The sequence below is a fragment of the Hymenobacter tenuis genome, from assembly GCF_054780495.1.
In genome coordinates this window covers 973,085-998,861 of record NZ_BAAGWF010000001.1, presented here as the reverse complement: position 1 = coordinate 998,861, position 25,777 = coordinate 973,085, and the positions used below count along the sequence as shown (strand labels likewise).

Sequence of the window (25,777 nt, the reverse complement as noted above, 5' to 3'; positions counted from 1 at the left end):
GTATACGTTTTTTCTATGCCTGCTTTGCTACCCTCCTTTCCAGCCCGAACCGGCCTTCGCGCCGGCACTCTATTGCTTTTACTAGGTCTAGGACACACCTCAACCCTAGCCCAACGAACTCCTCCCGCCAAGGCCGATGTGTACATTGATGGCAAAGGCATTATGCGCTGGCAGGGCAGCAAGCAGGAAGTGGCTTTGTTTGGGGTAAATTATACTACCCCCTTTGCCTATTCCTACCGCGCCCACCAGAAGCTGGGTGTAAATCTGGAAAAGGCCATTGATCAGGATGTATATCATCTTTCGCGCCTGGGGGTTGACGCCTTTCGGGTGCACGTATGGGATGTAGAAGTGACGGACACAGTGGGCAATCTGCTCCAGAACGAGCACTTGCGCCTGCTTGACTACCTAGTGCAGCAGCTGAAAGCCCGCCAGATCAAGATTATTCTCACGCCGATTGCGTATTGGGGCAATGGCTACCCCGAGAAGGATACCGCGCAAACCGGCTTTTCCAGCATCTACCCCAAGGGCCGCGCCTACAATACCGAGCGCGCCGTGAAGGCCCAGGAAAACTACCTCACTCAGTTCCTAAACCACCGCAACCAGTACACTGGCCAGCTCAACCGCGAAGACCCCGATATCATTGCCTACGAGGTGTGTAACGAGCCGCATTACCGCCAGCCGGAGTCAGAAGTAACAAGCTTTGTAAAGCGCATGGTGCAGGCTATGCGGGCAACGGGTTATAAGAAGCCTATCTTCTATAACATTGCTGAAAGCCCTACGGTATCGAACGCCATCCTGAGCAGCCCGGTGCAGGGCTTTACGTTTCAGTGGTACCCCTCGGCGCTGGTGGGCGGGCATACGTTGCGCGGCAATATGTTGCCCCTCGTGAACCAGTACCCAATTCCGTACGCCAAAGACCCGCGCTTCGCGAGCAAGCCCCGGATGGTGTATGAGTTTGAGTCGGCGGATATTTTGCAGCCAGTGATGTACCCGATGATGGCGCGCAGCTTCCGGAGCGCCGGCATGCAGTGGGCCACGCAGTTTGCCTACGATCCGCTCAACATTGCCTTTGCTAATACCGAATACCAGACCCATTACCTGAACCTGGCCTACACGCCCGCTAAAGCGGTGAGTTTGCTGATTGCGGGCAAGGTGTTCCGCCAGACCAAGCTCGGCCAGCAGTTTTCCTCCTACCCCGCCGACTCTACGTTCAACAACTTCCGGATTAGCTACCGCTCCGGCGTGAGCGAGCTGAATACACCTGAGGAGTTCTACTACACCAGCACTACCTCCACGCAGCCCCGCAAACCAGCTTCCTTGCGCCACCTAGCCGGAACTGGCTCCTCCTCAATAGTTACCTACGAAGGTACCGGCGCCTATTTTCTGGATAAGCTGGCGAATGGCGTGTGGCGGCTGGAGGTAATGCCCGATGCCGTGCAGGTCAGTGACCCGTTTGCTACTACATCCTTGCGTCAGCCCGTTACGCGCATTGTCTGGAATACCCAGCCCATGCGCCTCGCGTTGCCAGGTGTTGGATCCGATTTCTCAGTGCGCGGCCTGAATGAGGGCAACGCGTTTCAGGGGCAGGCCAGCAACGGCACCGTGCGGTTGCAGCCAGGCGTGTACCTAGTGTCGGCGAAAGGCAAAAATGCAGCGGGCTTTACGGCGCAATCGAAGCTAGGCGCTATCCGGCTTGGCGAGTTTGTGGCGCCGGCCGCTACCAACTTGCCCACGCAGGTATTCCATACGGCTCCTACTCAACTACCCGCCGGCCAGCCTGCTACCTTGCACGCTACCATAGCCGGCGCCGCAGCCACCGACTCAGTATTTCTGGTAGCGCAGCATTATTATGGCCGCACGCGCACGCTGCCTATGCGCCGCGTTACGCTCACTACTGCCGAGGCTACCGTGCCGGCGGATCTGCTGTATCCGGGCTTGCTCCGCTACTGGGTGGTCGTAAAACAAGCCAACACCTCCATTACCTTCCCCGGCAACCACCCCGGCACCCCGCGCGACTGGGACTACACGGCACGAGAGTACTGGGAAGCGTCTATTGTAGCGCCGGGCACAGCCTTGCCGCTGTATGTAGCCAGCCAGGACCAACAGCGCACCGAAACCGGCGGCATCAACGGCGGTGGCTGGTCGGATTACGTTACCTCCAATAATGGCTTGCTAGCCCTGCGTTTGCTGCAAAGTCCCCCGCCTACTAGCCCCATTCCCTTCTCCGACCCCACGGCTCCAGTAGCGTTCTTGCGCGCTTACTTCGGCGACCGCCTAGTCACGCGTGCTGCCGATGCCAGCAATTTTAAGGAGGTTGTGGTGCGTGGCCGCCGGGGTGCAGGTGCTGGCGTCGTTCGGCTGGTACTTACTACCCGCGACGCGGCAGCTTACGTAGCCGACGTTGAGTTGGGAGCCGACATGCAGGAAGTACGCGTGCCCCTCTCGGCCTTCCGCCCGGGTGCTCAACTGCTGTTGCCGCGCCCCTACCCCAGCTTCTTGCCACTCACCTTCCAGACCAACGGCCCCGCCACCTTACCGCTGGCCCAGGCCGAAGTGCTGCAAGTATTGCTAGGCCCGGCCGCTACGGCAACCGCTGAAGCCCGCCCCTTCCTTGATATTGAATCGATATACCTGCGCTAATGCTGTATCGCCGTTTATTATCCCAAAGCCAGCTGCTGCTGTTGGCCGCCCTGTTAGGCCTAGGCGCCTGCACCCGCACGGGCAGCACCACTAGTCCGGAAGTCACCTCACTCCAAAGCACCTTTACTGCCGACTGGGAATTTGTGCGGGACGTGGACACCGCCGTGGGCCCTACGTTCTTTGCACGAGCCGATAATGCCAAGCCGTGGGCTACGGTAAAGCTGCCCCACACGCCGCGCCTGGAGCCCGTCGTGACGCCGAACAAGCAGTGGCAAGGCACCAGCTTCTACCGCCGCTTTTTCCGGGTTTCCGCTGCAGATACCAGCCGGCGGGTAGCAGTGCAGTTTGAGGGCGCCATGAGTGAGGCCGATGTGTTTCTGAATGGCCGCCGCCTCATGCGCCACCAAGGCGGATACCTGCCCTTCACCGTCGACCTGACGCCGTATCTGAAAGTCGATGCTGAAAACTGCCTGCTGGTCAAGCTTAATAACCAGGACAACCAGGCCATTCCGCCCGGCAAGCCCCTTAAAGACCTCGACTTTAACTTCTACGGCGGCTTGTACCGCCCCGTGCACCTAGTACTACAGGACCGGTTGCACATTACTGATGCTGTGGAAGCGGCCCGCCCAGCTGGTGGCGGCATTTTGGTGCACTACGAAAACGTGAGCCCGCAGCAGGCCACCCTCCACGTCCAGACGGAAATCCGCAACGATTATAAGGCCGCGCGCCCTGCCAAGCTGCGCACCACGGTGCTGAGTGCCGAAGGCAAGGAAGTGGCCAGTACCCTAACTGATGCGCCGCTGCTGACACCAGGCGGTGCTACCTCCGTTAAGCAAACTTTTTCCCTCTCCTCGCCCACCCTCTGGACCCCAACCCAGCCCTACCTCTACCGCCTGAAAGTGGAGGTGCTGGATGAGAAGGGCAAACCCGTGGACCAGCAGGAGCTGACTACCGGCGTGCGCACCATCCGCTTCGCACCCGATGGCTTCTACCTCAACGGCCAAAGAACCCGATTGCGCGGCACTAACCGCCACCAGGAATACCCGTATCTGGGCTACGCGCTATCGGATGAGATGCAGTACCGCGACGCCTGGAAAATCAAGGAGGCGGGCTTCAACTTCGTGCGCTGCTCTCACTACCCGCCTTCGCCAGCTTTCCTGCAGGCCTGTGACGAACTGGGGCTGTTGGTGATGAACTCTATTCCGGGCTGGCAGTTCTTTGGCGACGCGGCCTTCCAGCGCAACAGCCTCCAGAACGTGCGCGACATGGTGCGCCGCGACCGAAACCACCCCAGCATTGTGCTCTGGGAAGCAGCCCTCAATGAAACGGACATGAGCAAATCGTTCATGGACCAAGCCCACCAGGCCGTGCATGAGGAGTTGCCCTTCCCATCCGACGTGTACACCTGCGGTTGGCTGGATTACGCCTACGACGTGTTCATACCGGCCCGCCAGCACGCCAAAGCCCCCGATTATTGGCACAAATACAACAAGCAAAAGCCCATCCTGCTCTGCGAGTACGGCGACTGGGAGTATTATGCCCAGAACGCTGGCTTTAACCAAACTGCCTACGCGGGCCTGAAAGAGTCGGAACGTACCTCGCGCCAGTTGCGGGGCCAAGGCGAGCGGGCGCTGGTGCAGCAGGCGCTCAACTTCCAGGAAGCCCACAACGACAACTTCGTGGGGCCCGCCATCGGTGACGCCAATTGGCTGATGTTTGACTACAAGCGCGGCTATGCCCCCGATATCGAATCGTCTGGCGTGATGGACATATACCGCTTGCCGAAGTTCGCGTTCTACTTCTATCAAAGCCAGTACGGTCCCGCGCCCGATGCCCTGGGGTTTGGCAAGCCGATGGTGTTCATTGCCAGCTACGCCCAGCCCACCTCCGCGCGGCAGGTGCGCGTGTACAGCAACTGCCAGGAAGTAGAGCTGCAACTTGATGGGCGCCCGCTGGCCCGCCAGAAGCCCGACCAGGATCAGTATTCCAACCACCTAGCGCATCCGTCGTTCACGTTCACGCTACCTAGCTTCACGAGCGGCACCTTAAAAGCCGTGGCCTACCAGAACGGTAAAGCCGCCGCGGAGCACACGCGCCGCACGCCAGGTGCTGCCCACCACATTCAGCTTACTTTCGACAAGAGCGGGCGCGACTTGACCACTGGAAGGCAGGACGCCGTGTTTGTGTACGCCACTGTCGTCGATGCCCAGGGCACGCCGGTTCCCGATGCCACTACCTCCATCCGTTTCACCGCAACCGGCGACGCGGAACTACTAGGTGACAATCCTGTGCCAGCCGAAGCGGGCATCGCTACGGTACTATTGCGGGCTGGCATTACGCCCGGCACGGTGCGCCTCACGGCCAACGCCGATGGCCTGCCGGTTGCCACTCTCACGATACCTAGTGTGAAACCCCGCTAGCCCCAAACCGGCAGCAAACCTTGTCGGGCACGTACGTATCTAGTGCGCACGTACCCATTGGTAAGGTTTCCGGCTCGATGAATCCTTTTACGGTCGGGTTTTCGTTACTTTGGTTTCCTTCATTTGCCTTTCCTAGCCCATGCCCCGGATTTTAATAATTGACGACGAAAAAGCCATTCGGCACACGCTGAAAGAAATTCTCGAATACGAAAGCTACCAGGTTGACCAAGCCGAAGATGGCCCTACTGGCCTCGACATGCTTATCCGCGATAAATACGACGTGGTGCTCTGCGACGTAAAAATGCCCAAGATGGATGGCATTGAGGTGCTGGAACGGGCTAGTATTCTGGCGCCCAACGCGGCCTTCATCATGGTATCAGCCCACGGCAACGTGGAAATGGCCGTGGACGCTACCAAGAAAGGCGCGTTCGATTTCCTGCAGAAGCCACCAGATCTGAACCGCCTGCTGGTAACCGTGCGCAACGCCCTCGACCGCACCAAGCTCACGGCCGAAACCACCAAGCTGGCCTCTGAAAACAAGACCCTTAAGAAGAAGCTGGCCAAGAACTCCGAAATGATTGGCGACTCGGCAGCCCTCACGGCCGTGCGCAAAGCCATTGAGAAGGTTGCTCCCACTGATGCCCGCGTACTCATTACGGGCCCGAACGGCGCCGGCAAGGAAATGGTAGCCCGCCAACTGCACGAGCTCAGCAACCGCAGCAGCGGCCCCATGATTGAGGTAAACTGCGCCGCTATTCCTTCTGAGCTGATCGAATCCGAGCTATTTGGACACGAAAAAGGCTCGTTTACCTCGGCCGTAAAGCAGCGCATTGGTAAGTTTGAGCAGGCCGATGGCGGCACGCTGTTTCTGGACGAAATCGGCGACATGAGCCTTTCGGCTCAAGCTAAAGTGCTGCGCGCTTTGCAGGAAAGCAAAATCACGCGGGTAGGCGGCGAGAAAGAAATTTCGGTGAATGTGCGCGTGCTGGCCGCTACCAACAAGGACCTGCTCCAGGAAATTGCCGACCGCAACTTCCGCGAAGACCTCTACCACCGCTTGTCCGTTATCCTCATCCAGGTTCCTTCCCTCAACGACCGTCGCGACGATATTCCGGCTCTCATTGAGAAGTTCCTGAAAGATATTGCCGCTGATTACGGCACTAAGCCCAAGCGAATTGAAGACGCCGCCCTGGCCTACCTGCAAGGCCTCGACTGGCGCGGCAATATCCGGGAGCTGCGCAACGTGGTGGAGCGACTCGTCATCATGAGCGACGACACCATCTCGGAAGCCGACGCCCGAGCTTTTGCTGGGAAGTAAAATTGACGTTTTGGCAACAAAAAGCGGCGTCAGAATCAATTGATTCTGACGCCGCTTTTTGTTGTAGCTCGATTCATTATTATTCTGCAGTAGGATGATCAAGGAAGTAAAGCTATCCTTTCATTTTCCCTTCTCTTTTGGTATAAACCTTTCGTAAAAAGCGCCTGTACCTTTTGCATCGAGCCTTCCAACAATTACTTGATCAGAACTATTCGATAATTCAATGCCTGGCCTTAGCTGGTAATGTTCTCGTGCTCCTACTGGCAAGTAGTTATTGTTTACTTTTTCCTGATCGAGTTCGGCAATTTCTAAGAGCAGTTTCGCAAGGGATTTAAGTCCTTCTGGATTCCCATGGATTAATATTTCCGTTCCTTTTATTATTTCTCCGTCCTCGTCGTCTTCATATCGAGCAATGAATATGTCCAGAAGTCCTTCGATTTCATTGCCTTTCGTTTGTTTGTATTTCGTCATTATTTCCTAATTCCTAAATTCGTTTAACAGAAGTTCACATTTATAAAGTGGTATCCTGGCCCCATCAATAAAGTTGAGTTAGTCATTACACCATCTGATTACACCCTCGGATATCGGAGTTGTCGAGGCGGCCGAGAACTTCAAACGAGCCATCGGGGTGCATGCGGGCTAGGTCTTTGGTTTCGATAAAGGCACAGGAATCGACGTTGGCCAAGTCGATGACGTTGATGGCCCCCGACGACCTAGTGGCCGAAACAGAGAACGGGTCGGAGGGCTCACGCAGCAGCACCCGTAGCTGGGGTGGCGCGTGAAAGCGGCCGTCGCCGAAGCTATAGGCTTGGCCCAGCAGTTCCGTCATGCCATACTCGGAGTGAATTCCGTCGGGCCCGAAAGCCTGCTTAAGTTCGGCGTGCAGCTCTTGGCGTATCATTTCGCGGCGACGGCCTTTCATACCGCCGGTTTCGAGCACCGTGAGGCCTAGTAACTCGGGGCGGCCAGCGTAGGCATCGGCAAAATCCAGCAAGGCATAGCTCACACCAATCAGCAGCACTTTACGCGAAGCATCTTGTTTAACCTCACCCAAGGCCTGAACCAGCGCCGCATGATCGTGCAGGAAAAAGGCGGGTTGCTGCTGGCCCGTTTGCTGGGCGAAATACTCCACCATGGCCACCAACGAGGAGTTGCCTTGCTCCAGATATGAGGGCAACAGCGCCAGCACCGTCCAGCCAGACAGCGGGCCGTAGTAGTGCTCAAAAATACGGGCTGCATGCTGACGGTATAGGTGCGGGTCTCGGACGTAGTGGTGGCTGCGCTGCTGTTGGGTGGTACCACTGCTCAGGAAAGTTTCCTGCGGTTCCCAGCCGGCGGCATCGGTGCGCACCTCATGGGTTTTAAAGAACTCGATAGGTAGGAACGGAATATCTTCTACCCTACTCACGTGGCTCAGGTCGCGGCCCAGCGCTGCCAGATAGGCGGCGTAGGGTGGGCAGTGCTGGGCCTGGTAGCGGAACAGCTGAAGCGCAGCGGCTTCCGCCGTTTGGTAGGTAAGCAAGGGTAAGGCGGCCAGGTAGTCTTCGCGGAAACTCATTCGCGGGTGATAGGGTTAGCGAAATTACAGAACAATGCGGGCGGCACTTCGTTCGTTTAGATGTTGTACCTTCCAGCCGATGGAGGCCGCGCCTCCCGGCAGTCATTTCTACTTGCTATGGCCATACTTCGTACTCTCAGCTATACGGCCTTATTGGCCTTCACCGGTTTAGGCGTTGCCTCCTGCCTGAATGCCCCCGAGTATTCCGATACGCCGGAAATCAGCTTCAGCAAAATTGAGAGCCGCCGCATCGAAAAACGGGAAGGCACCTACGATACCATTTCAATAACCGTCTCGTTCAAGGACGGCGACGGCGACCTGGGGCTCAGCAACGAGGACACCGATCCGCCTTTTAATGAGGTGGATGCAAATGGCCAGCCCAACAAGTACTATAACAACTACTTCATAACCCCCCAGATTCGGGACGATAACGGCAACTTCAGCGACCTTGACCTGGGCGGGTTCAACTACAACAGCCGTTACCCACGGCTGGAGCCGGATACCCAAGGCGACCGTAAAGCGCCGCTCCGTGGCGACCTGACCTTCGGCTTGATCTTCGGCCAAGGTAGCTTTGCCCCTAATACCGCCGTGCGGTTTAAAGTGTACATCGCCGACCGTGCCCTGCACGAAAGCAACGAGATAACCACTAGTCCGGTTATTCTTCCATAAGCAGTTGAGCTTACAACAGCGGGCTCCCGCGCTGCCTGAGGTGTTCAGGCAAGCGCGGGAGCCCGCTGTTGTGTTACTAGCTAGTAAATCTGGGGAAACCGCTTGGGGTCGGCTTCCTGCATCAGCTCATACACGGCATCAAACACGTCTTCCACGTTGGGCTTGCTGAAGTAGTCACCATCGGAGCCGTAGGGTGGGCGGTGGGCCTGTGCCGAAAGGCAGCGCGGCTGCGAGTCGAGGAAGCGGAATACTTGCTGCTCATCCAGCACTTGCTGCATCATGTAGGCCGTAGCACCGCCGGGCACGTCTTCGTCGGCAAACAGCACGCGGTTGGTACGCCGGATGCTGTCGGCAATAACGTGGTCTACGTCGAAGGGCAGCAAGGTCTGCACGTCAATTACCTCCACCGAAATGCCTTCTTCGGCCAATTGCTTGGCGGCATCCAGCACAATGCGGCACATCGAGCCGTAGGTTACAATGGTCAAGTCGTCACCTTTCAGCAGGGTTTCGGGCTGACCGAGGGGTAGCGTGAACTCGCCCACATTGGAGGGTATGCGCTCCTTGAGGCGGTAGCCGTTGAGGCACTCAATCACGATTGCCGGCTCATCGGAGCGCAGCAGCGTGTTGTAGAAGCCGGCTGCCTGCGTCATGTTGCGCGGTACGCACAAGTGCATACCCCGGATGGCGCCTAAAATCATTTGAATTGGCGAGCCGCTGTGCCAGATGCCTTCCAAACGATGTCCGCGGGTACGTACAATCAGCGGAGCCTTCTGGCCGCCTTTGGTGCGGTACTGCAAGCACGCCACGTCATCACTCAGGATCTGGATGGCGTAGAGCAGGTAGTCGAGGTACTGGATTTCGGTGATGGGACGCAGGCCGCGCATGGCAGCGCCAATGCCCTGTCCTACGATGGTGCACTCCCGAATGCCCGTATCCGTCACGCGCAACTCGCCGAATTTCTCCTGCAAGCCAGCAAAGGCCTGATTTACGTCGCCGATGCGGCCCACATCCTCACCAATGGCGAAGATGCGCGGGTCGCGCTGGAAGTTGGCATCGAAGCAGGCTTGCAGCACCTCGCGGGCATCTACTAGGTGAGCGTCGGCCGCAAACTCGGCTTTCACTTCCTCAATATTCAGCACGGCTTCTTCGCTCTGGCTGAACAGGTAGGAGTTGTAGCGGTCGGCGTTTTCGGCCAGGGCCTGCTCCAGCCAGTTCTGCAACTCGCGGCGGGCACCGCTGCGCTGGCCGCGTACCTGCCGCAAAGCCCGGCGCACCGTGCGCACCAGATCGGCACGGATGGGTGCGGAGTTGTGCTCGAGGCCTTCTACCAGCTCATGCAACTTGTTTTCGGTACCGGTTTCAGCCACCAGCTTGTTCAGCAGCACCACTACCTCGTCGCGCTCTTGCTTAATGGGGTTAAAGAATTCGCTCCAAGCGGCTGTGCGGGCCACTTTCACGGTTTCTTTGGCGTCGTTTTCAATCTGGTCCAGCTCCTGCTCCGAGGCGTGGCCTTCGGCTAGCATCCACTCGCGCATTTTGCGCAGGCAGTCGTGCTCCTCTTCCCACGAAAGGCGCGTTTTGCTTTTGTAGCGCTCATGCGAGCCCGAGGTGCTGTGGCCTTGCGGTTGGGTTACTTCCTGCACGTGAATGAGCACGGGCACGTGCTGGGTGCGGCACACCTCGGCGGCGCGCTGATACGTATCCACGAGGCCAGCGTAATCCCAGCCTTTCACCCGGAAAATCTCGAAGCCTTCCTGGCCTTCACCTTCGCGCTGGAATCCTTTTAGAATCTCGCTGATGTTCTGCTTGGTGGTCTGGTACTCGGCGGGCACTGAAATGCCGTAATGGTCGTCCCACACGCTGATCAGCATCGGGATTTGCAGCACGCCGGCCGCGTTAATGGCCTCGAAGAACATACCCTCGGACGTACTAGCATTGCCGATGGTGCCAAATGCTACCTCGTTGCCATTCACCGAAAACTGCGAAAACTGGTGCAGCTCGGGGTTTTGGCGGTAGAGTTTGGAGGCGTACGCTAGACCTACCAAACGGGGCATTTGGCCACCGGTCGGGGAAATATCAGCGGAGGAGTTTTTGCTTTCCGCCAGGTTTTTGAAGTTGCCGTCCTCGTCGAGGTGGCGGGTACCGAAGTGGCCGTTCATGGCCCGGCCAGCGGTGGAAGGCTCGGCCTCTACATCGGCGTGGGCATAGAGCTGGGCGAAGTACTGCTGCAAAGTCAGCTCCCCGATGGCGAGCATAAACGTCTGGTCGCGGTAGTAGCCCGAGCGCCAGTCGCCGGCCCGGAAAGCGCGGGCCATGGCCAGTTGGGGCACTTCCTTGCCGTCGCCGAAAATTCCGAACTTGGCTTTGCCCATGAATACTTCCTTACGGCCGGCCAGGGAGGCTTGACGGCTTTCCCAGCCTAGGCGGTAATCATGGAGCAGGTCTTCTTTGGTGAGGGAGGCGATGCTAATCTGCACGTCGGCGGCGGTTTCGGCAGTGGACATAAGGGAGGCAGGCGGGTGGTTGGGAACCGGGAACTAAGGCGGGTGGGATTCTGCTTCCCGGAAAGCAGGCCCCCAAAAGTACGGATTTACGCTAGATGCGGTGATAGGCGTTTTTGCTGTTATCTTTGGATTAGGAAGCGAACAGCACAACGTGGGTGGGCAGCCAACCCGGTTTTTGCTCTTTTTGCGCACGGCAGCTGTTTTCTTTCTAACTTCTTAGCTTTTCACTTTAGCTTCTAAGCACAATGAAACACGTTTTCACGTTGCTGCTGGCCTTGTTGGGGTCCGTTGCTGCCCAGGCTCAGGGCGTGCTCACCTTCGATAAGGAGCTTCACGATTTTGGCAATGTACCGGAAGGCACCATGGCCACCCACGAGTTCCGGTTCAAGAACACCGGTAACCAACCCGTTATCATTGCCAATGTGCAGGCCAGCTGCGGCTGCACCACCCCCGACTGGACTAAGACGCCCGTACTGCCCGGCAAAACCGGTATGGTAAAAGCAGTGTACAACAGCTCGGGCCGGCCTGGCATTTTCAACAAAACGGTAACGGTTACCAGTAATGCCAGCACGCCCAGTTCGGTGCTGACCATTAAAGGCAACGTGCTGAACAAAGAGCAGATAAAATCGACGCTGACGCCGGCCCAGCTGGCGCAGTCGCCGCGCCTGACGCTGGACCGCACCACGCATGACTTTGGTAAAATGGAGGCTGGCCAGGCTCCCGTAGCGCGCTTCACCGTGAAAAATACCGGCAAGCAAGATCTGGTACTAGGTTCCATTACCTCGCAATGCTACTGCGTAGGTTACAAAAATGCCCCTGCCCCCATCAAGCCCGGTCAGAGCGCTACCATTGAACTCGTGTATGGCCAGCGCAAGTTGGGCGTGCAAAATGAGCCCGTGGTTATTACCAGCAACGACCTCACCGGCGACGCCAAGCTGACCCTGAAAGCCAATGTGGTGCAGGACCTGAACTCGGGCAGCATGGTAAAGGAAAGCGGCTCTTCGGTACCCTTTAAATAGAAAGTAGGCCTAGGCGGAAAGTTGTTCAACTTTTGGGCCTGCGCACTTCCCAACAAGCCTCTGCTGCTAGCGGAGGCTTGTTGCGTTTTAGGGGGTAGTACTTCTGGCCTAAGGATTGAACCAGCGTACCCTCGCAATGCCAGCGGTATGCCTTATCTTTGCCCCGCCTTTCCCGGCAATCCTCATCCACCCCACCTTCACTCTTTGCTTCGAGCCATGATTATCGGCGTACCGAAAGAAATTAAGAACAACGAAAACCGCGTGGGCCTGACCCCCGCCGGCGTAGCTGAATTCCGTAAGCATGGCCACGATGTGTACGTGCAGTCAACCGCCGGCAACGGCAGCGGCTTCTCTGATGCGGAGTACGAGCAGGCAGGCGCTACCATTCTGCCTACCATTGCTGATGTGTATGGCAAGGCCGAAATGATTGTGAAGGTGAAGGAGCCGATTGCCTCGGAATATCCTCTCATCAAGGAAAACCAGCTGCTGTTCACGTACTTCCACTTTGCCTCGGGCGAGGAACTGACCCACGCCATGATTGAGCGCAAAGCCGTGTGCCTGGCCTACGAAACCGTAGAGTTGCCTTCGCGTGCGCTGCCCTTGCTCATCCCCATGAGCGAAGTAGCTGGCCGCATGGCTCCGCAGGAAGGCGCTAAATACCTGGAGAAACCCCTGAAGGGCCGGGGCATTCTGCTAGGTGGCGTACCCGGCGTGAAGCCTGCCGAAGTACTGGTACTAGGTGCTGGTATTGTAGGAACCCAAGCCGCTAAAATTGCCGCTGGCCTCGGTGCCAAAGTAACCGTGATGGACATCAGCCTGAACCGCCTGCGCGAGCTTGACGACTTCATGCCGAAGAACGTGGTAACCCAGTACTCTAACGAGTACAACATTCGCGAAGCCATCAAAACCGCCGACCTCATCATCGGCGCCGTTCTGATTCCTGGCGCGAAGGCTCCTCACCTCATCACGCGCGACATGCTGAAGACCATGCGCCCCGGCACTGTACTCGTTGACGTAGCCGTGGACCAGGGTGGCTGCATCGAAACCTGCCGCCCCACTACCCACGAAGACCCAACCTTCATCATCGACGATATCGTGCACTACTGCGTGGCCAACATGCCGGGTGCCGTACCCTACACCTCTACGCTGGCGCTCACCAACGCTACCTTGCCCTACGCCGTGAAGCTAGCGAACCTGGGCTGGCAGGAAGCGTGCCGCCGCGACGAGGCCCTGCGCCTCGGCCTGAACGTGGTGCACGGCAAAGTGGTGTACAAAGGCGTTGCTGATGCATGGGGCCTGCCCCTGGAGTCGGTGGAGTCGGTAATGGAAGAAGCCGTAGCGTAACTTCTGGCCCTCTTAAGCTTAACGGAAAAGCCTTTCCGGCCGCGTGGTCGGAAAGGCTTTTTCTGTAGCACGCAGCTCCAGCTTTGTGCTTGCTTTCTGCTGTTGAACTGGCTCCCTAGGGCCATGGTTCACTTAAACCCGAAGCTGGAGCTTCACGCTGCTATTCCTATGAAAGGCATTCTATACACGGGCGGCGAGCTGACGGACTTGGTCAGCTTTGCGCGTCTTCCCTCCTACTTGCAGGCTTTTCTGCGCGAGCAAAACGGCGTAGTGGCTTACTTTGGCGGACTGCACATTCGGGGCTGCGTAACTGAGCCCACGTGGCACTCACTGGCCGAAGCCTGGCAAGGCGAAAACGCGTTCTGGCGCACCTATGATACGGTAGTAGAAACCGACATCCCGTTTGCGCAGGATTGCGTGGGCAACCAGTTCTTGCTTCGTGGCGACGCGGTGCTGTTCCTGGACACCGAAACGGGTGAGCTAGCCGACCTAGAAGTTGATTTTAAGCACTTTCAGTTCGGGGCCGAGAAGTTTCCGCTCGACGCCCTAGGTATGCAACCGCTCCGAACCTTCCAGCAAGGTGGCGGTGTGTTGCGCCCCGGCGAGCTGCTGAGCTTGCACCCACCTGTTTGCATTGCTACCACCACAAAGTCTAGCTCAAAGGCCGTACCCGCGGCCGCGCGCCTCACCTGGCTGGCTGATTTCTACCGCCAGATCAAAAATCTGCCCGATGGGCAGCAGGTTCGCCTGAAACCATTGTAGTGCTTGTGGCCGGCTTACTAGGCCCCGAAAGCCCCGAAGCCGCCTTTGCTGTTCTCTGCTATGCCATCTGAATTCCTGCGCCTGCTGATTCGGCGGTTTGCTTTACTGCTGGGCATTTATGTGCTGTTGCGCCTGGGCTTTTACTGGGCCAACCACGATGTGTTCCGCGAGGCCACTGCAGCCCAGGTAGTGCTGGCGTTTTGGCACGGGTTTCGGTTTGATATAGCGGGGCTGCTGCTCCTGAATGTGCCCTTTTTGTTGCTTTCCCTGGTTCCTTCGCGGGGGCGGCGGTGGCAAGGGACGGTGCGGGGCGTGTACCTGACCCTGAACGCCACAGGCATAGCCGTTAATCTAATTGACACACAGTATTTCAAGTTTATTGGACGGCGCACTAGCAATGAGCTGTTCACCATCACCGATGATATTCAGCGGCAAGCTGGCCAGTTGGCCGGGCACTACTGGTTTTTACTGATTCCTTTCGCGCTGCTGTTCGGGCTGCTGTGGTATTACTACCCCCTTCCAAAGCCTGAACCGGTAGAAGCGCCCTTCACTTCTACTTCACCCAAGCGGTGGTTGCGGCCGGGGCTGGAGTTTGTACTGGTGGCGGGGCTTACGGTGCTCGGCATCCGGGGCGGGTTGCAGCTGAAGCCCTTGCGCACCGGCCACGCCTTTGTCCAGACGCCGCCCATCTTGGGCCACGTTACGCTCAACAGCACCTTTACCTTCCTTAAAAGCCTAGGCTACCAGCCCCCGGAGCGGCGCGAGTATTTCCCATCTATGGCCGCCCTGCAACCCGCGCTGGCCGCGCATTTCCCGGCCCCGCGCCCAAAGCCGCCGCGCGATAATGTGGTGGTGCTGCTGGTAGAAAGTTTTGCTTCAGAGTACAACGGCATCGAAAACGGGGGTAAAGGGTACACGCCTTTTTTTGACTCGCTGGCGGCCCAGGGTCTGTTTTTCCGACACCACTATGCCAATGGCCGCCGCTCCATAGAGGCCTTACCGGCCGTGCTGGCGGGCCTGCCGGCCCTGACGGAAAGTGCGTTTATCACCTCCAATTTCCAGACCAACGAGTTGCACGGACTAGGTGAATTGCTAGGCCGAGCCGGCTACGCAACCTCCGTTTTTCATGGGGCCGAAAACGGCACCATGGGCTTCAACACATTTGCTGGCATCACGGGCATGCAGCAGTATTACGGCCTGAACGAATACCCCCAGGGCGCCCGCAGCCCCGACTACGATGGCAACTGGGGCATTTATGATGAGCCGTATCTGCAATACTTTGCTCGGCAGCTCACGCAGCAAAAGCCCCCGTTTTTCTCCACGGTATTTACGCTTACCTCGCATGAGCCATTTCCGGTGCCGGCCCAGTACAAAGGCCGGTTTGCGCCCGGTCGGCTGCCCATTCATGCCTCCATCCGCTATACCGATTTTGCCCTGCGGCAGTTCTTTAAAACCGCCGCCACTCAGCCCTGGTACTCCAATACCCTGTTTATCCTGCTAGCCGACCACACCTCGCAAACCCTGCGGGCCGACTACCAAAACACGCTGGGCAGCTACAAAACACCGTTGCTGCTGTTCCACCCAACCCGGAAGCTACCCGCAGCCAACGTGGAGCGCATCACGCAGCATGCCGACGTACCCGCCACTGTCCTCGACTACCTTGGTGTGCCGCCGGAGCACCGTCTTTTGCCCTTCGGCTATTCCGTATTCGATTCCACGAACACGGGGCGGGCTCTGTTCCTGAGCGGCGGCAGCTACTTTCTCGTGCACACTGACTTCGTAACGGAGCTGACCGTGGACAACCAGGTGAAGCTGTACCCCTACCGCCGGCACCAGCTGGCTGCTACCCCACTGGCCAACCCCAACCCCGAAAAGCTGCGCCAATACGGCGATGAGCTCAAAGCCTGCGTGCAGTTTATGCTGAACGGGCTGGCCGATAACAGTTTTTACAAATAAGGCTTTACCGGCCTTCAGGACCTAGTCTAGCGCACTAGGTCGCCGAATGCGGGCACTTCTAGCAGGCGCTCATTGGTACGCTGCTCGAAGTCAACGCGCCAGCAGAAGTGGCTGAGGCCATTGGTGAGCAAAAGCAGCGGGGCCCCAATGGTTTGGTTGTAGGTAGCCGCTTGCAGGGCCACGGCAGCCGTAATGGGCACGGTGTGCGCTTTACATTCTACCAGCAACAGTGGTTTACCGGTCGCATCCATGGCCACTAGGTCGGTGCGTTTCTGGCGCTGGTTATAGCGGTGTCCGCGCTCCAAGCTCAGCAGGCCTTTGGGGTAGCCCCGATGATGCATGAGGTAATGCACTACGTGCTGGCGCACCCATTCCTCGGGCGTGAGCACCACGTTGCGGCGGCGCAGAACGTCCCAGATTAGCAAATTTTCGCTGGATTGTGTAACTTTGTACTCGAAAGGCGGCAGGTTCAACTCTTGCATCACCTCCAAAGGTACGGCCCAGGGCACGCAACTCCCGCTTTTCTTCCCGTACCGTCGCACCCACTTCCCTTGGGTTCCGACGGTTTTTTTGTACCTAAATTTTCCGGCTGTACGTAGCTGGTGGCGGCAAACAGCCGCGGCCGATACCGACGCAGCCGTTTGCCAAGTAACTCATCATTTCCATACCCTATGAAGACGAAAGCCGACATTGTTGAAAACTGGTTGCCCCGCTACACCGGCGTGCCCCTCAATGACTTTGGCCAGTACATTCTGCTGACCAACTTTATTAACTACGTACACATGTTCGCTGAGCAGTTTGGCGTGGAGGTACGTGGCCTGGACAAGCCCATGCAAACGGCTACGGCCAACGGCATCACCATCATCAACTTCGGCATGGGCTCCCCGATGGCAGCCACCGTTATGGACCTGATTTCGGCCGTGAAGCCGAAAGCAGCGCTATTTTTAGGCAAATGCGGGGGCCTGAAAAACAAAACCAAGCTCGGCGACCTGATTCTGCCCATCGCGGCCATTCGCGGCGAGGGTACTTCCGATGACTACTTGCCTGCCGAAATTCCGGCCCTTCCCTCTTTCCGGTTGCAGCGCGCCGTGTCTTCGATGATCAAGAAGCACGAGAAAGACTACTGGACCGGCACCGTATACACCACCAACCGCCGCGTATGGGAGCACGACGAGAACTTCAAGGAGTACTTGCGCCAGATCCGGGCCATGGCCGTGGATATGGAGACGGCTACCATCTTCACCGTAGGGTTCGTGAACGAGATTCCGCACGGCGCTCTGCTGCTGGTATCTGACAACCCCATGACGCCGGAAGGCGTGAAAACCTCGGAAAGCGACAAGAAAGTCACCGCCGACTTCGTGACCTCGCACCTGCAAATCGGCATTGATTCGTTGCTGGAGCTGAAGAACTCCGGTGAATCGGTAAAGCACATGCGCTTCGAATAGCCCATTGCTACCCCACAGAAAGCCCCAACCCCTGCTCTGGTGTTGGGGCTTTTTTGTGTCTTTTAGATACGAGCTGAGGTGTGGTAGAGCGGTAGATGCTTTTAAAAGGTCGTCATTCTAAGAGAATTTGAAGTTTCTCGCGTGCTGAGGTTGCATTGGTTAACCACCCTAGGGTGTGCGGACAGTAGGCCAAAAAAACGTCATGCTGAGCTTGCTGAAGCATCTCGCTCGAATCGTTGAATAGCATGGCAACGTCAGCACGCGAGATGCTTCGACTGCGCTCAGCATGACGTTCTGGTGTGAATACTAAGGAAACGTACTTGCCCAACCTCAGCACGCCAAATGCGTGGGATCCGGGCGTGATGAGTTATCTGTCTAACATTACAGTCTTAAACACCAAACACACCTAGCAACCACCGCTATTCATCATCCTTTCGATTTTCTACCTCAACTTGCAGCCTGCGGGCAGCAAACCCCGACTCTGCCTCATTACAACCACTCCCAACTCTATGCCCCCACGTTTCCGCTCGCTACTTGCGCTGCCTCTGCTGCTCTCAGGGTTCACGGCCTGCCAAACAACCTCCCGCCAGGCCGCCGACTTGCTCGTGTACAATGCTACCGTGTACACCGTCGATTCGGCGTTTAGCAAGGCGCAGGCGTTTGCCGTTAAAGATGGCAAGTTTGTGGCCGTAGGCACGGCAGAAGAGCTACGCGGAAAGTTTCAGGCCACGCAGGAGGTAGATGCCCAGGGCCAATTCATCTACCCCGGTTTTTATGATGCGCACTGCCATTTCTACCGCTACGCCTTGGGCCTGCGCGATGCCGATTTGGTAGGTACTGCATCGTGGCAGGCGGTTATCCAGAAGCTGCAGCAGCAGCGCCAGCAATACCCACAGGCGGCGTGGCTTACCGGCCGCGGCTGGGACCAAAACGACTGGCCCAACAAGCAGTTCCCCACCAAAGACACCCTCGATGCCCTGTTTCCCAACACGCCGGTGTTCATCACGCGGGTTGACGGTCACGCGGCCCTAGTAAACCAAAAGGCCCTGGACCTGGCCGGTATCACGGCGCGCACCCCCATCAGTGGCGGCACCATCACCAAAGACGCCAGTGGCAAGCTAACCGGGCTTTTGGTTGATAACGCCGTGCGTTTGGTAAGCGCCAAAATTCCGGAGCCGACTGCCGCCGAAGCAGATGCCGCCTTGCTCGATGCGCAGCAGCGCTGCGTGGCCGTGGGCCTCACCAGCATGGCCGACGCGGGTCTGGAAAAAGCTAACATAGAGCGCCTAGATGCCCTACAGCAACAAGGCAAGCTCAAGGTGCGCCTCTACGCCATGCTGGCTCCTACCCAGGAAAACAAAGACTACTACCTCAAAAACGGCCCGGTGTTTAAGGACCGCCTCACGGTGTGCTCGTTTAAAGTGTATGCCGATGGCGCCCTGGGCTCCCGCGGTGCCTGCCTGATACACCCCTACTCCGACCGGCCCAAGGAGACGGGTTTCCTGCTTTCCTCGGTGGCTGATTTCCGCAACCTGGCGAAGGAGCTGGCCGCCAGCAAATTCCAGATGAACACTCACGCCATAGGCGACTCCTCTAACCGCTTGTTGCTGGATATTTATGGTGAAGCGCTGAAAGGCCAGAAAGACCGGCGCTGGCGCATTGAGCACGCGCAGGTGGTAAGTAAGGCCGATGTCGCCAAGTTTGGGCAGTACGGTATTGTGCCTTCGGTGCAACCTACCCACGCTACCTCCGATATGTATTGGGCTGGTGAGCGCCTAGGTGCCGAGCGCCTCAAAACCGCCTATGCCTTCAACGATTTGCGCAAACAATACGGCCAGGTAGCCCTCGGCTCCGACTTTCCGGTGGAAGATATCAACCCGCTGTTCGGCTTTCACTCGGCCGTGGCGCGCCAGGATGCCAAGAACTACCCTGCGGGCGGCTTCCAGATAGAAAACGCCCTGAGCCGCCCCGATGCCCTACGCGGCATGACCACTTGGGCCGCCCACGCCGCCTTCGAGGACAAGCAGAAAGGCAGCATTAAGCCCGGCATGGCCGCCGACTTCGTTATCCTCAACACCGACTTGCTGGAAGCGCCTAAGGAAAAGCTGCGCGGCGCGAAAGTGCAGCAAACCTGGATTGCCGGCGAAAAAGTATTCGGCGGGAAGTAAAGACCTGAAATCAAAAAGCGCGGCATCCTTTCAGTAGGATGCCGCGCTTTTCTATGGCGGTTTAAGCAGAAACCAAGCCTAGCGTTGCGGGGCCTCGTCGGCGGATCCGCCATAGATGGCGGGCACCGGAATATCGAGTAGGCGCAAGTACACCGAAAGCTGTCCACGGTGATGAATGAGGTGGTTGAGGACCATGGTCCGGGCCACGGCGGCGCGTGGCAGCGTCATGAGCGCCTGCTCACCCCGGCGTAACGACCACAGCCCGTGGAAAGTAGCATCATCTACCTGCTCCAGGGCTTTGTGAATATTTTCACCGTTCACATCGAAGCGGCGCAGTACGGCATCGGTATCCTCAGCTTGGGGCATTTGCACGGTGGTCACGTCCGTATCGGGGCCCGTCAAGGACAGTTCCAGGAAGCCTACCAGATTGGCCATATGCGAAGCTAGCGCCCCAATCGACATGGATTTGGCATGGGGTTTCCAGCCGAACTGCTCCGTAGGTACGCGCTCCAGCAGGCGGCGGGTAAGCTTTAGCTCTTGGCGTAACTCCTGGCTAAGGGCGGCTTGTAGGGTGGGTTGGGTGTCGGTCATGCGTATGTACTATGAAGGGTGAGAGAAACGGTGCCAAGGTAACCACTAACGGCTCGGATGGTTACTAGGTCCGGATAAAACAGAAAGCCCCGCCAGGTAACCTAGCGGGGCTTTCACCTTACGAAATACACTCGTTAGCGGGCCGAAGCTGGCATGCCTACATTGGGCGTAGCCGGTGGCGGACCCGTGATGGCAGCATCAGAAGCAGCGGGCTCGTCGCGCAGCTTCTTGCCGCGCAGGGTTAGCAGAAATACCAGCCCTAGTACGAAGAAGACAATCAGAGACAGGATGCTGTTGCGCATAGAGCCAGTTAGCTGGGCAATGACACCAAAAACGGCCGTTCCGATAACAATACTCAGCTTTTCAGTTACATCAAAAAAGCTGAAGAAGGCCGCCGTGTTGGGGGTGTTTTCCGGAATTATCTTCGAGTACGTACTGCGCGAAAGGCTTTGAATAGCTCCCATTGTTAGGCCGATTACGGCCGCCAACGCATAGAATGACCAGCCCGCCTGCACGAAATAGCCTGCCACGCAAATGCACATCCAGATAAACACCGACCAGCTTAGGGCCCGGGTGTTACCGATGCGCTCTGAGAGCTTGGCAAACAGGTAAGCCCCCAAAATGCCTACAATCTGGAGCAACAGAATCGTTACAATCAGGGCGGTACTTTCCAGATGCAGTTCTTTGTCGCCGAAGATGGTTGCCACGTACATTACCGTCTGTACGCCCATGTTGTAGGTGAAATAAGCCAACAGAAACCGCTTTAGGTTGGGCAAATGCTTCAGCTGGTCTACTACCTTGCCTAGCTCATGAAACCCATTCAGGAGCCAGCCCGAATCGGAGACGGCCCCGGCTGGCCGGCCAGGGTCGGCGGGCAGGGTGAAAAAGGGAATCTGGGCAAAACCAGCCCACCAGACGCCCGTGAGCAGAAAGGCGAGCCGGGTAGCAAATCCTTCTTCCAGCCCGAGCTTCTCGTGCCCCATAATCAGGCCCAGGCAGATAACCAGGAGCAGCACTGAGCCAATGTAGCCCATGGAAAACCCGCGCGCCGACAGCGAATCGTACTTCTCCTCGCTGGAAATCAGGGGCAAATACGAGTTATAGAACACAATGGAGCCGGAAAAGCCCACCGTAGCTGAAATAAAGATGAAGGTGCTGGCCGTCAGCGTATCGGGGGTAAAGAAGAACAGCGCGGCACAGGAGGCAGCACCCAGGTAGCAGAAAATCTGCATGAACAGCTTCTTCCGCCCCGAAAAGTCAGCTAGTGATGTCAGAAACGGACTTACAATGGCAATCAGCAGAAACGCTGCTGAAATGGCATACGTCAGCAACGAAGACCCTGGCACCTTGAAGCCTAAGAAGTTAACTATATCCGTTTGAGGACTGAGTTGTTTGGTGATGGCGCCCCAATAAATAGGAAAGATGGAGCTCGTGATTACGAGCGGGTACACCGAGTTGGCCCAGTCATAGAACGTCCAGGCGCGGGTGATGCGCTTATCATCTTTGGGAATATCCTCGAAGGAAGGGGCCGCTACAGCGGCCTGAGTAGTTGTCATACAAACAGGATGATATTATGGCACCAGCCAAGATAACGGGAATTACCGGTTGCAGTTGCCAGCACGACATTGGTCCGGCAGTTCGGAACGGTTAAGGCTTACTGGCGGGCTAGTAAAGCGGCGTACTGCGCTTCTGTATCCACATCAATGGCGCCCTCCGGAAACGATACCGTGGCTACTAGCTCAGGATGCTGCTTGAGGAGTTGGGCCGCGCCAGCGGCATCGGACAGTTGGTGGAGCAACCGCAGCGCATCAGACCCAAAAAGTACTGGTACGCCGCGCACGTTACCATATTCGCTGGCTACAATTGGGAGTTGAGTAGCCGTGTGCGTTTCGGCAAGCTGCCGGAGCAGCGCAGGAGTTACGTGGGGCTGGTCGCAGAGTAGCACCGTTACGGCTGCCAGCCCGGGCATTATTTCCTGCAGGTGGCGCAGCCCCGTTTTCAGCGAGGCTCCCATGCCGGCCTGCCAACTAGGGCACCGTATTACCTGAACCTGTAGGCCCTGTAGCTCCGGCAGCAATTCCTCATGTAAGGCCCCCGTTACCACTACCACCGGCCCGCCGGCAGCGGCCGCCACGGCGGTTTCAGCAGCCCGGCGCAGCAGCGTTTTTCCTTGGTATGGCAACAGCTGTTTGGGCCGGCCTAGGCGGCTAGAAGCCCCGGCAGCCAGAAGCAATAGCGCAGGCATTACAACCCGCAGACGGCATCTACCCGGCCTTCCGGGGCCAGCGGGCCATTGGCGTGCAGGGGCGGATGAATGGGATGAGGAGAATCGCGTAGGAAGCCCGCGGGACGGCCTGTGAGCACGGCCTGAATTTCGGCTACGATGGACAGCGCAATTTCTTCGGGCGTTTCGGCACCCAGGTTCAGGCCCACGGGGCTATGGATTCGGCCTTTCAGTTGCTCGGCCGCATTGGGCGTGTGCTGGTGCAGGTCGTCGAGGAGGCGTTCATACTTTTTGCGCGGGCCGAGCAGACCTATATAGGTAGTGGTGGCATCTGGCAACAAGTGGCGCAACACCGCCAGGTCGTAGTAATAATTATGTGTCATGAGCAGCGCAAAGCTGCCGTCATAGGGTTCATCGGGAACTTGAGCCAGGGATAGCACACGCACAACATCTGCCTCCGGAAAGCGAGCGGACTGGGCTTGGGCGGGCCGGCCATCTACTACCTGCACGCGCCAACCCAATCCTGCTGCTGCTCGCACCAGCGGCTGTACATCGTTGCCGGCTCCATATACCGTCAGGCGCACAGGTGGCCGTAATATTTCGAGGCTTACGTGCACCGTGCCGGTGGCCGTGGCATAGCGCCGGGTAGCGGGCTGGCGGGCGGCTAGCGCGGCACGAGCATCGGCCAAAATCAATGGATACAGGGCGGTTTGGACCGGAAGTGTACCTAGGGCGGCATCATTTCCAGTGAGCAAAAGCCGCTCTCCTACCCGCACTTCGGCACTGGGGCCGGGCACACTAAATATGGTGGCTACTACCGCTACCTCCTCTTTGCCGTCAGACCAGCGGCGCAGTAGCTCTACCGGGTTGTTGGGGTCCTGAAAATTCAGAGGCTCCAGCAGAATCTGCACGACGCCTTGGCAGCCTAGGGCGGCCCCAAATTGCAGGTCGTCGTCGGGGTCCGTGGAGTCGTAGGTAACGAGGCTGGGCTTGCCTTGCTGAATGGTGCGCCGGGCCCGTTGCCGCGCATCCCCTTCTAGGCAGCCACCACTGATGGCACCCGTAAGCTGGCCTTCATCCGTCACGAGCATGCGCGCACCGGGGCGCCGATACGCGGAGCCTGCCACATCAACCACAGATGCCAATGCACAGGCCCGGCCCGCGGCTCGGTGCTCATCGTAAGCGCGCAGAAGTCGGTGAAGTTCAGTCATAATACAAAGCTAGCGAAGCATCTTTTTCACACCTGTAACATGCCTCCTCTAATGCGGGGAATTCTCGCTCGGAAGCTCAAATGTCTGCTACAGCTAATACTTGGTACGCAGTAGCTCCACAGGAGGTTAACTGAACTGTACACTACGGTAGAGCTGTGGCAGCATCCTATTACGTCTCAACCCTTTAGCTGTTACTACCAGTTCAACATTATTTATGTCCTATTTTAAATATGTAAAGAATACTGGATATTCTATGTGCATAATTTATGCATTGTCAATTAGCTCAATGCTTTATCCAATCAACTTAAAGAACTTACACCTTCATCCGACATCATTTTTACCCATTATTTCATGATAAAAGCATCTTTTACTCGTCGTTCGTTTTCCTTATTGACATTGGGCCTTGGCCTGCTGGCCGGTTGCAGCAAAGAGGATATTCAGGTAGCAGATTCTGCACCTCAGGCCAGTGCCAGCAGCAACGCAACGGCGGCCTCTACTAGCTCAATTCTGCGGCGCAGCCAGCACTACATTATCCTGTCCTCTACGAATGAGTTGCCCGCCGATTTGGCTGGCCAAACCAAAGCTGCCAACGGCACCCTCACCGATCAGCTACCCGGCGCGGGCCTAGCTATGGCTACTTCCGCTGACCCTGATTTTGCCGCCAAGGCCGCTAAAATCAGTGGCGTACGCTCCGTGATTCATGACTTCAGCTACCAGGGCTATAACCCCGTAACGGCCCGCCAAACGCCGGTTCTTACGGAAGAAGTCACCACTATCGCAGCCACCGCCGTCAATAGCAACCGATTCTTCCCGATGCAGTGGGGCCACACCGCTATTCAGGCCCCGCAGGCCTGGCAGGCCGGTGCCCGCGGTAAAGGCGCAGTGGTAGCCGTGCTAGATGGCGGCTTTGATCTTTCGCATCCTGACCTGAAAGCCAACATTATCGGCAGCAAGTCATTTGTACCCAATGAGCCAGCCGAGTTTGGGCTCGCCTCCTTCAGCCACGGCACCCACACGGCCGGTACCATTGCCGCCGTTGATAACAACGTGGGCGTTATTGGGGTAGCCCCGGAGGCAAAACTACTGCTAGTGAAAGTGTTGGCTGATGGCGGCTCCGGCTCCTTCTCCTGGATGATTAACGGCATTTACTACGCCGTGCAGCAGAAGGCCAACGTTATCAATATGAGCTTGGGCGCTGCTATTCCGCGCAACAGCAAGTACCTCGATGACAACGGTACGCCCAACGATACCTCCGATGACAAGGTGGTAAACGAAACCAAGGAAATTCAGGAGTTGCTGGTGGCCATCAGTAAGGCCACTACCTACGCCACACAGCAAGGCGTGACGGTCATTGCCTCCTCCGGCAACGACGCCAACAACGGCCAACGCGACCAGGACTTGGTGCACCTCCCGTCCGGAGCAACCAACGTTATTTCAATTTCGGCTACGGCTCCTACCGGCTGGGCGCTGAACCCACAGGGCACTAACCTCGACGGGGTAGCATCTTACACCAACTACGGTATTTCAGATGTAACCTTTGCTGCTCCGGGTGGCGATGCTGCCCTACCCGGCAATGATGTGGCCACAGTAGCCGGCATAGCGCGCCCAGCATGGGTATTCGATATGGTGTTCAGCACCACTAAAAACGGCTATACCTGGTCAGCAGGCACCAGCATGGCCGGCCCGCATGCCGCTGGCGTAGCTGCACTTATCATCGGTAAAAACGGCGGCCAGATGGCGCCATCTCGCGTGCAAGCCATCATGCGCGCTTCCGCCGACGACCTGGGCAAAGCCGGCCGCGACGCATTCTATGGCTATGGCCGCGTGAATGCCTACCGAGCCGTAACCTCCGGCTTTTAGGCGCAATAGCACCTGGTAGTTACTAGCCCTTAAACAAGCAAAAAGCCCGTTTCCACTGCGGAAACGGGCTTTTTGCTTGTTTAAGGGC

19 protein-coding genes are annotated in these 25,777 nt (G+C 57.5%); 11 read left to right on the top strand and 8 right to left on the bottom strand.

From position 1 onward, the window contains the following. Nucleotides 1-15 precede the first annotated feature (15 nt). The 3 genes from ACYVGU_RS04350 to ACYVGU_RS04340 all read left to right on the top strand — a co-directional run bounded on the left by ACYVGU_RS04350 (nucleotide 16) and on the right by ACYVGU_RS04340 (nucleotide 6,378). On the top strand, nucleotides 16-2,640 hold the full coding sequence (locus tag ACYVGU_RS04350; protein WP_460621062.1) for a cellulase family glycosylhydrolase: 2,625 nt from the start codon (nucleotides 16-18) through the stop codon (nucleotides 2,638-2,640). Continuing rightward, the gene (locus tag ACYVGU_RS04345) at nucleotides 2,640-5,060 is read left to right on the top strand and encodes a glycoside hydrolase family 2 protein (protein WP_460621061.1); all 2,421 of its coding nucleotides are present in this window, start codon (nucleotides 2,640-2,642) and stop codon (nucleotides 5,058-5,060) included. The genes ACYVGU_RS04350 and ACYVGU_RS04345 overlap by 1 nt, the downstream gene beginning before the upstream one ends. A gap of 139 nt (nucleotides 5,061-5,199) precedes the next feature. Then, a complete protein-coding gene (locus ACYVGU_RS04340) occupies nucleotides 5,200-6,378 on the top strand; it encodes a sigma-54-dependent transcriptional regulator (protein ID WP_460612287.1) in 1,179 nt (392 codons plus the stop codon). A gap of 120 nt (nucleotides 6,379-6,498) precedes the next feature. On the opposite strand, the gene ACYVGU_RS04335 is transcribed toward ACYVGU_RS04340, so the two are convergent. Both ACYVGU_RS04335 and ACYVGU_RS04330 read right to left on the bottom strand, forming a co-directional pair. Next, entirely contained in the window at nucleotides 6,499-6,849 is a 351-nt protein-coding gene (locus ACYVGU_RS04335) for an Imm32 family immunity protein (RefSeq protein ID WP_460621060.1), read from the bottom strand. An 85-nt stretch (nucleotides 6,850-6,934) separates the two neighbouring features. Next, nucleotides 6,935-7,936, bottom strand: a complete 1,002-nt coding sequence (locus ACYVGU_RS04330) for a long-chain-fatty-acid--protein ligase (protein WP_460621059.1) — start codon at nucleotides 7,934-7,936, stop codon at nucleotides 6,935-6,937. A gap of 117 nt (nucleotides 7,937-8,053) precedes the next feature. On the opposite strand from ACYVGU_RS04330, the gene ACYVGU_RS04325 reads away from it, so the two are divergent. After that, nucleotides 8,054-8,605 (top strand): hypothetical protein, encoded by a 552-nt coding sequence (locus ACYVGU_RS04325; protein ID WP_460621058.1) that lies wholly within the window; start codon nucleotides 8,054-8,056, stop codon nucleotides 8,603-8,605. Nucleotides 8,606-8,685: 80 nt separating this feature from the next. Here ACYVGU_RS04325 and ACYVGU_RS04320 read toward each other — a convergent pair whose 3' ends face one another. Beyond that, complete coding sequence (locus ACYVGU_RS04320) at nucleotides 8,686-11,109, bottom strand: alpha-ketoacid dehydrogenase subunit alpha/beta (protein ID WP_460621057.1); 2,424 nt, start codon at nucleotides 11,107-11,109, stop codon at nucleotides 8,686-8,688. A gap of 245 nt (nucleotides 11,110-11,354) precedes the next feature. Between ACYVGU_RS04320 and ACYVGU_RS04315 the strand changes: the two genes are divergently transcribed. The 4 genes from ACYVGU_RS04315 to ACYVGU_RS04300 all read left to right on the top strand — a co-directional run bounded on the left by ACYVGU_RS04315 (nucleotide 11,355) and on the right by ACYVGU_RS04300 (nucleotide 16,190). Next, nucleotides 11,355-12,128, top strand: coding sequence for a DUF1573 domain-containing protein (locus ACYVGU_RS04315; protein ID WP_460621056.1), 774 nt, complete (start codon nucleotides 11,355-11,357; stop codon nucleotides 12,126-12,128). A 216-nt stretch (nucleotides 12,129-12,344) separates the two neighbouring features. Continuing rightward, nucleotides 12,345-13,472 carry an alanine dehydrogenase gene (gene ald, locus ACYVGU_RS04310; RefSeq protein ID WP_460612292.1) on the top strand — a complete coding sequence of 376 codons (1,128 nt, stop codon included), beginning with the start codon at nucleotides 12,345-12,347 and terminating at the stop codon, nucleotides 13,470-13,472. A gap of 168 nt (nucleotides 13,473-13,640) precedes the next feature. Further along, nucleotides 13,641-14,234, top strand: coding sequence for an SMI1/KNR4 family protein (locus ACYVGU_RS04305; RefSeq protein ID WP_460621055.1), 594 nt, complete (start codon nucleotides 13,641-13,643; stop codon nucleotides 14,232-14,234). Between the two features lie 60 nt (nucleotides 14,235-14,294). Beyond that, a complete protein-coding gene (locus ACYVGU_RS04300) occupies nucleotides 14,295-16,190 on the top strand; it encodes an LTA synthase family protein (RefSeq protein WP_460621054.1) in 1,896 nt (631 codons plus the stop codon). A 26-nt stretch (nucleotides 16,191-16,216) separates the two neighbouring features. Here ACYVGU_RS04300 and ACYVGU_RS04295 read toward each other — a convergent pair whose 3' ends face one another. Continuing rightward, nucleotides 16,217-16,672 (bottom strand): type I restriction enzyme HsdR N-terminal domain-containing protein, encoded by a 456-nt coding sequence (locus tag ACYVGU_RS04295; RefSeq protein ID WP_460621053.1) that lies wholly within the window; start codon nucleotides 16,670-16,672, stop codon nucleotides 16,217-16,219. A 189-nt stretch (nucleotides 16,673-16,861) separates the two neighbouring features. Here ACYVGU_RS04295 and ACYVGU_RS04290 point away from each other — a divergent pair, with 189 nt between their 5' ends. Further along, nucleotides 16,862-17,635 (top strand): AMP nucleosidase, encoded by a 774-nt coding sequence (locus tag ACYVGU_RS04290; RefSeq protein ID WP_460612296.1) that lies wholly within the window; start codon nucleotides 16,862-16,864, stop codon nucleotides 17,633-17,635. Between the two features lie 509 nt (nucleotides 17,636-18,144). Continuing rightward, nucleotides 18,145-19,803: an amidohydrolase gene (locus ACYVGU_RS04285; protein WP_460621052.1), complete on the top strand. Its 1,659-nt coding sequence runs from the start codon at nucleotides 18,145-18,147 to the stop codon at nucleotides 19,801-19,803. Nucleotides 19,804-19,881: 78 nt separating this feature from the next. Here ACYVGU_RS04285 and ACYVGU_RS04280 read toward each other — a convergent pair whose 3' ends face one another. The 4 genes from ACYVGU_RS04280 to ACYVGU_RS04265 all read right to left on the bottom strand — a co-directional run bounded on the left by ACYVGU_RS04280 (nucleotide 19,882) and on the right by ACYVGU_RS04265 (nucleotide 23,829). Further along, entirely contained in the window at nucleotides 19,882-20,394 is a 513-nt protein-coding gene (locus ACYVGU_RS04280) for a DinB family protein (protein WP_460621051.1), read from the bottom strand. A gap of 134 nt (nucleotides 20,395-20,528) precedes the next feature. After that, nucleotides 20,529-21,950: an MFS transporter gene (locus tag ACYVGU_RS04275; protein ID WP_460621050.1), complete on the bottom strand. Its 1,422-nt coding sequence runs from the start codon at nucleotides 21,948-21,950 to the stop codon at nucleotides 20,529-20,531. A gap of 98 nt (nucleotides 21,951-22,048) precedes the next feature. Continuing rightward, nucleotides 22,049-22,639: a nucleotidyltransferase family protein gene (locus ACYVGU_RS04270; protein ID WP_460621049.1), complete on the bottom strand. Its 591-nt coding sequence runs from the start codon at nucleotides 22,637-22,639 to the stop codon at nucleotides 22,049-22,051. Beyond that, nucleotides 22,639-23,829: an XdhC family protein gene (locus ACYVGU_RS04265; protein ID WP_460621048.1), complete on the bottom strand. Its 1,191-nt coding sequence runs from the start codon at nucleotides 23,827-23,829 to the stop codon at nucleotides 22,639-22,641. Before ACYVGU_RS04265 ends, ACYVGU_RS04270 begins: the two co-directional genes overlap by 1 nt. A 351-nt stretch (nucleotides 23,830-24,180) precedes the next feature. Between ACYVGU_RS04265 and ACYVGU_RS04260 the strand changes: the two genes are divergently transcribed. Then, a complete protein-coding gene (locus tag ACYVGU_RS04260) occupies nucleotides 24,181-25,689 on the top strand; it encodes a S8 family peptidase (protein WP_460621047.1) in 1,509 nt (502 codons plus the stop codon). Nucleotides 25,690-25,777: the final 88 nt, after the last annotated feature.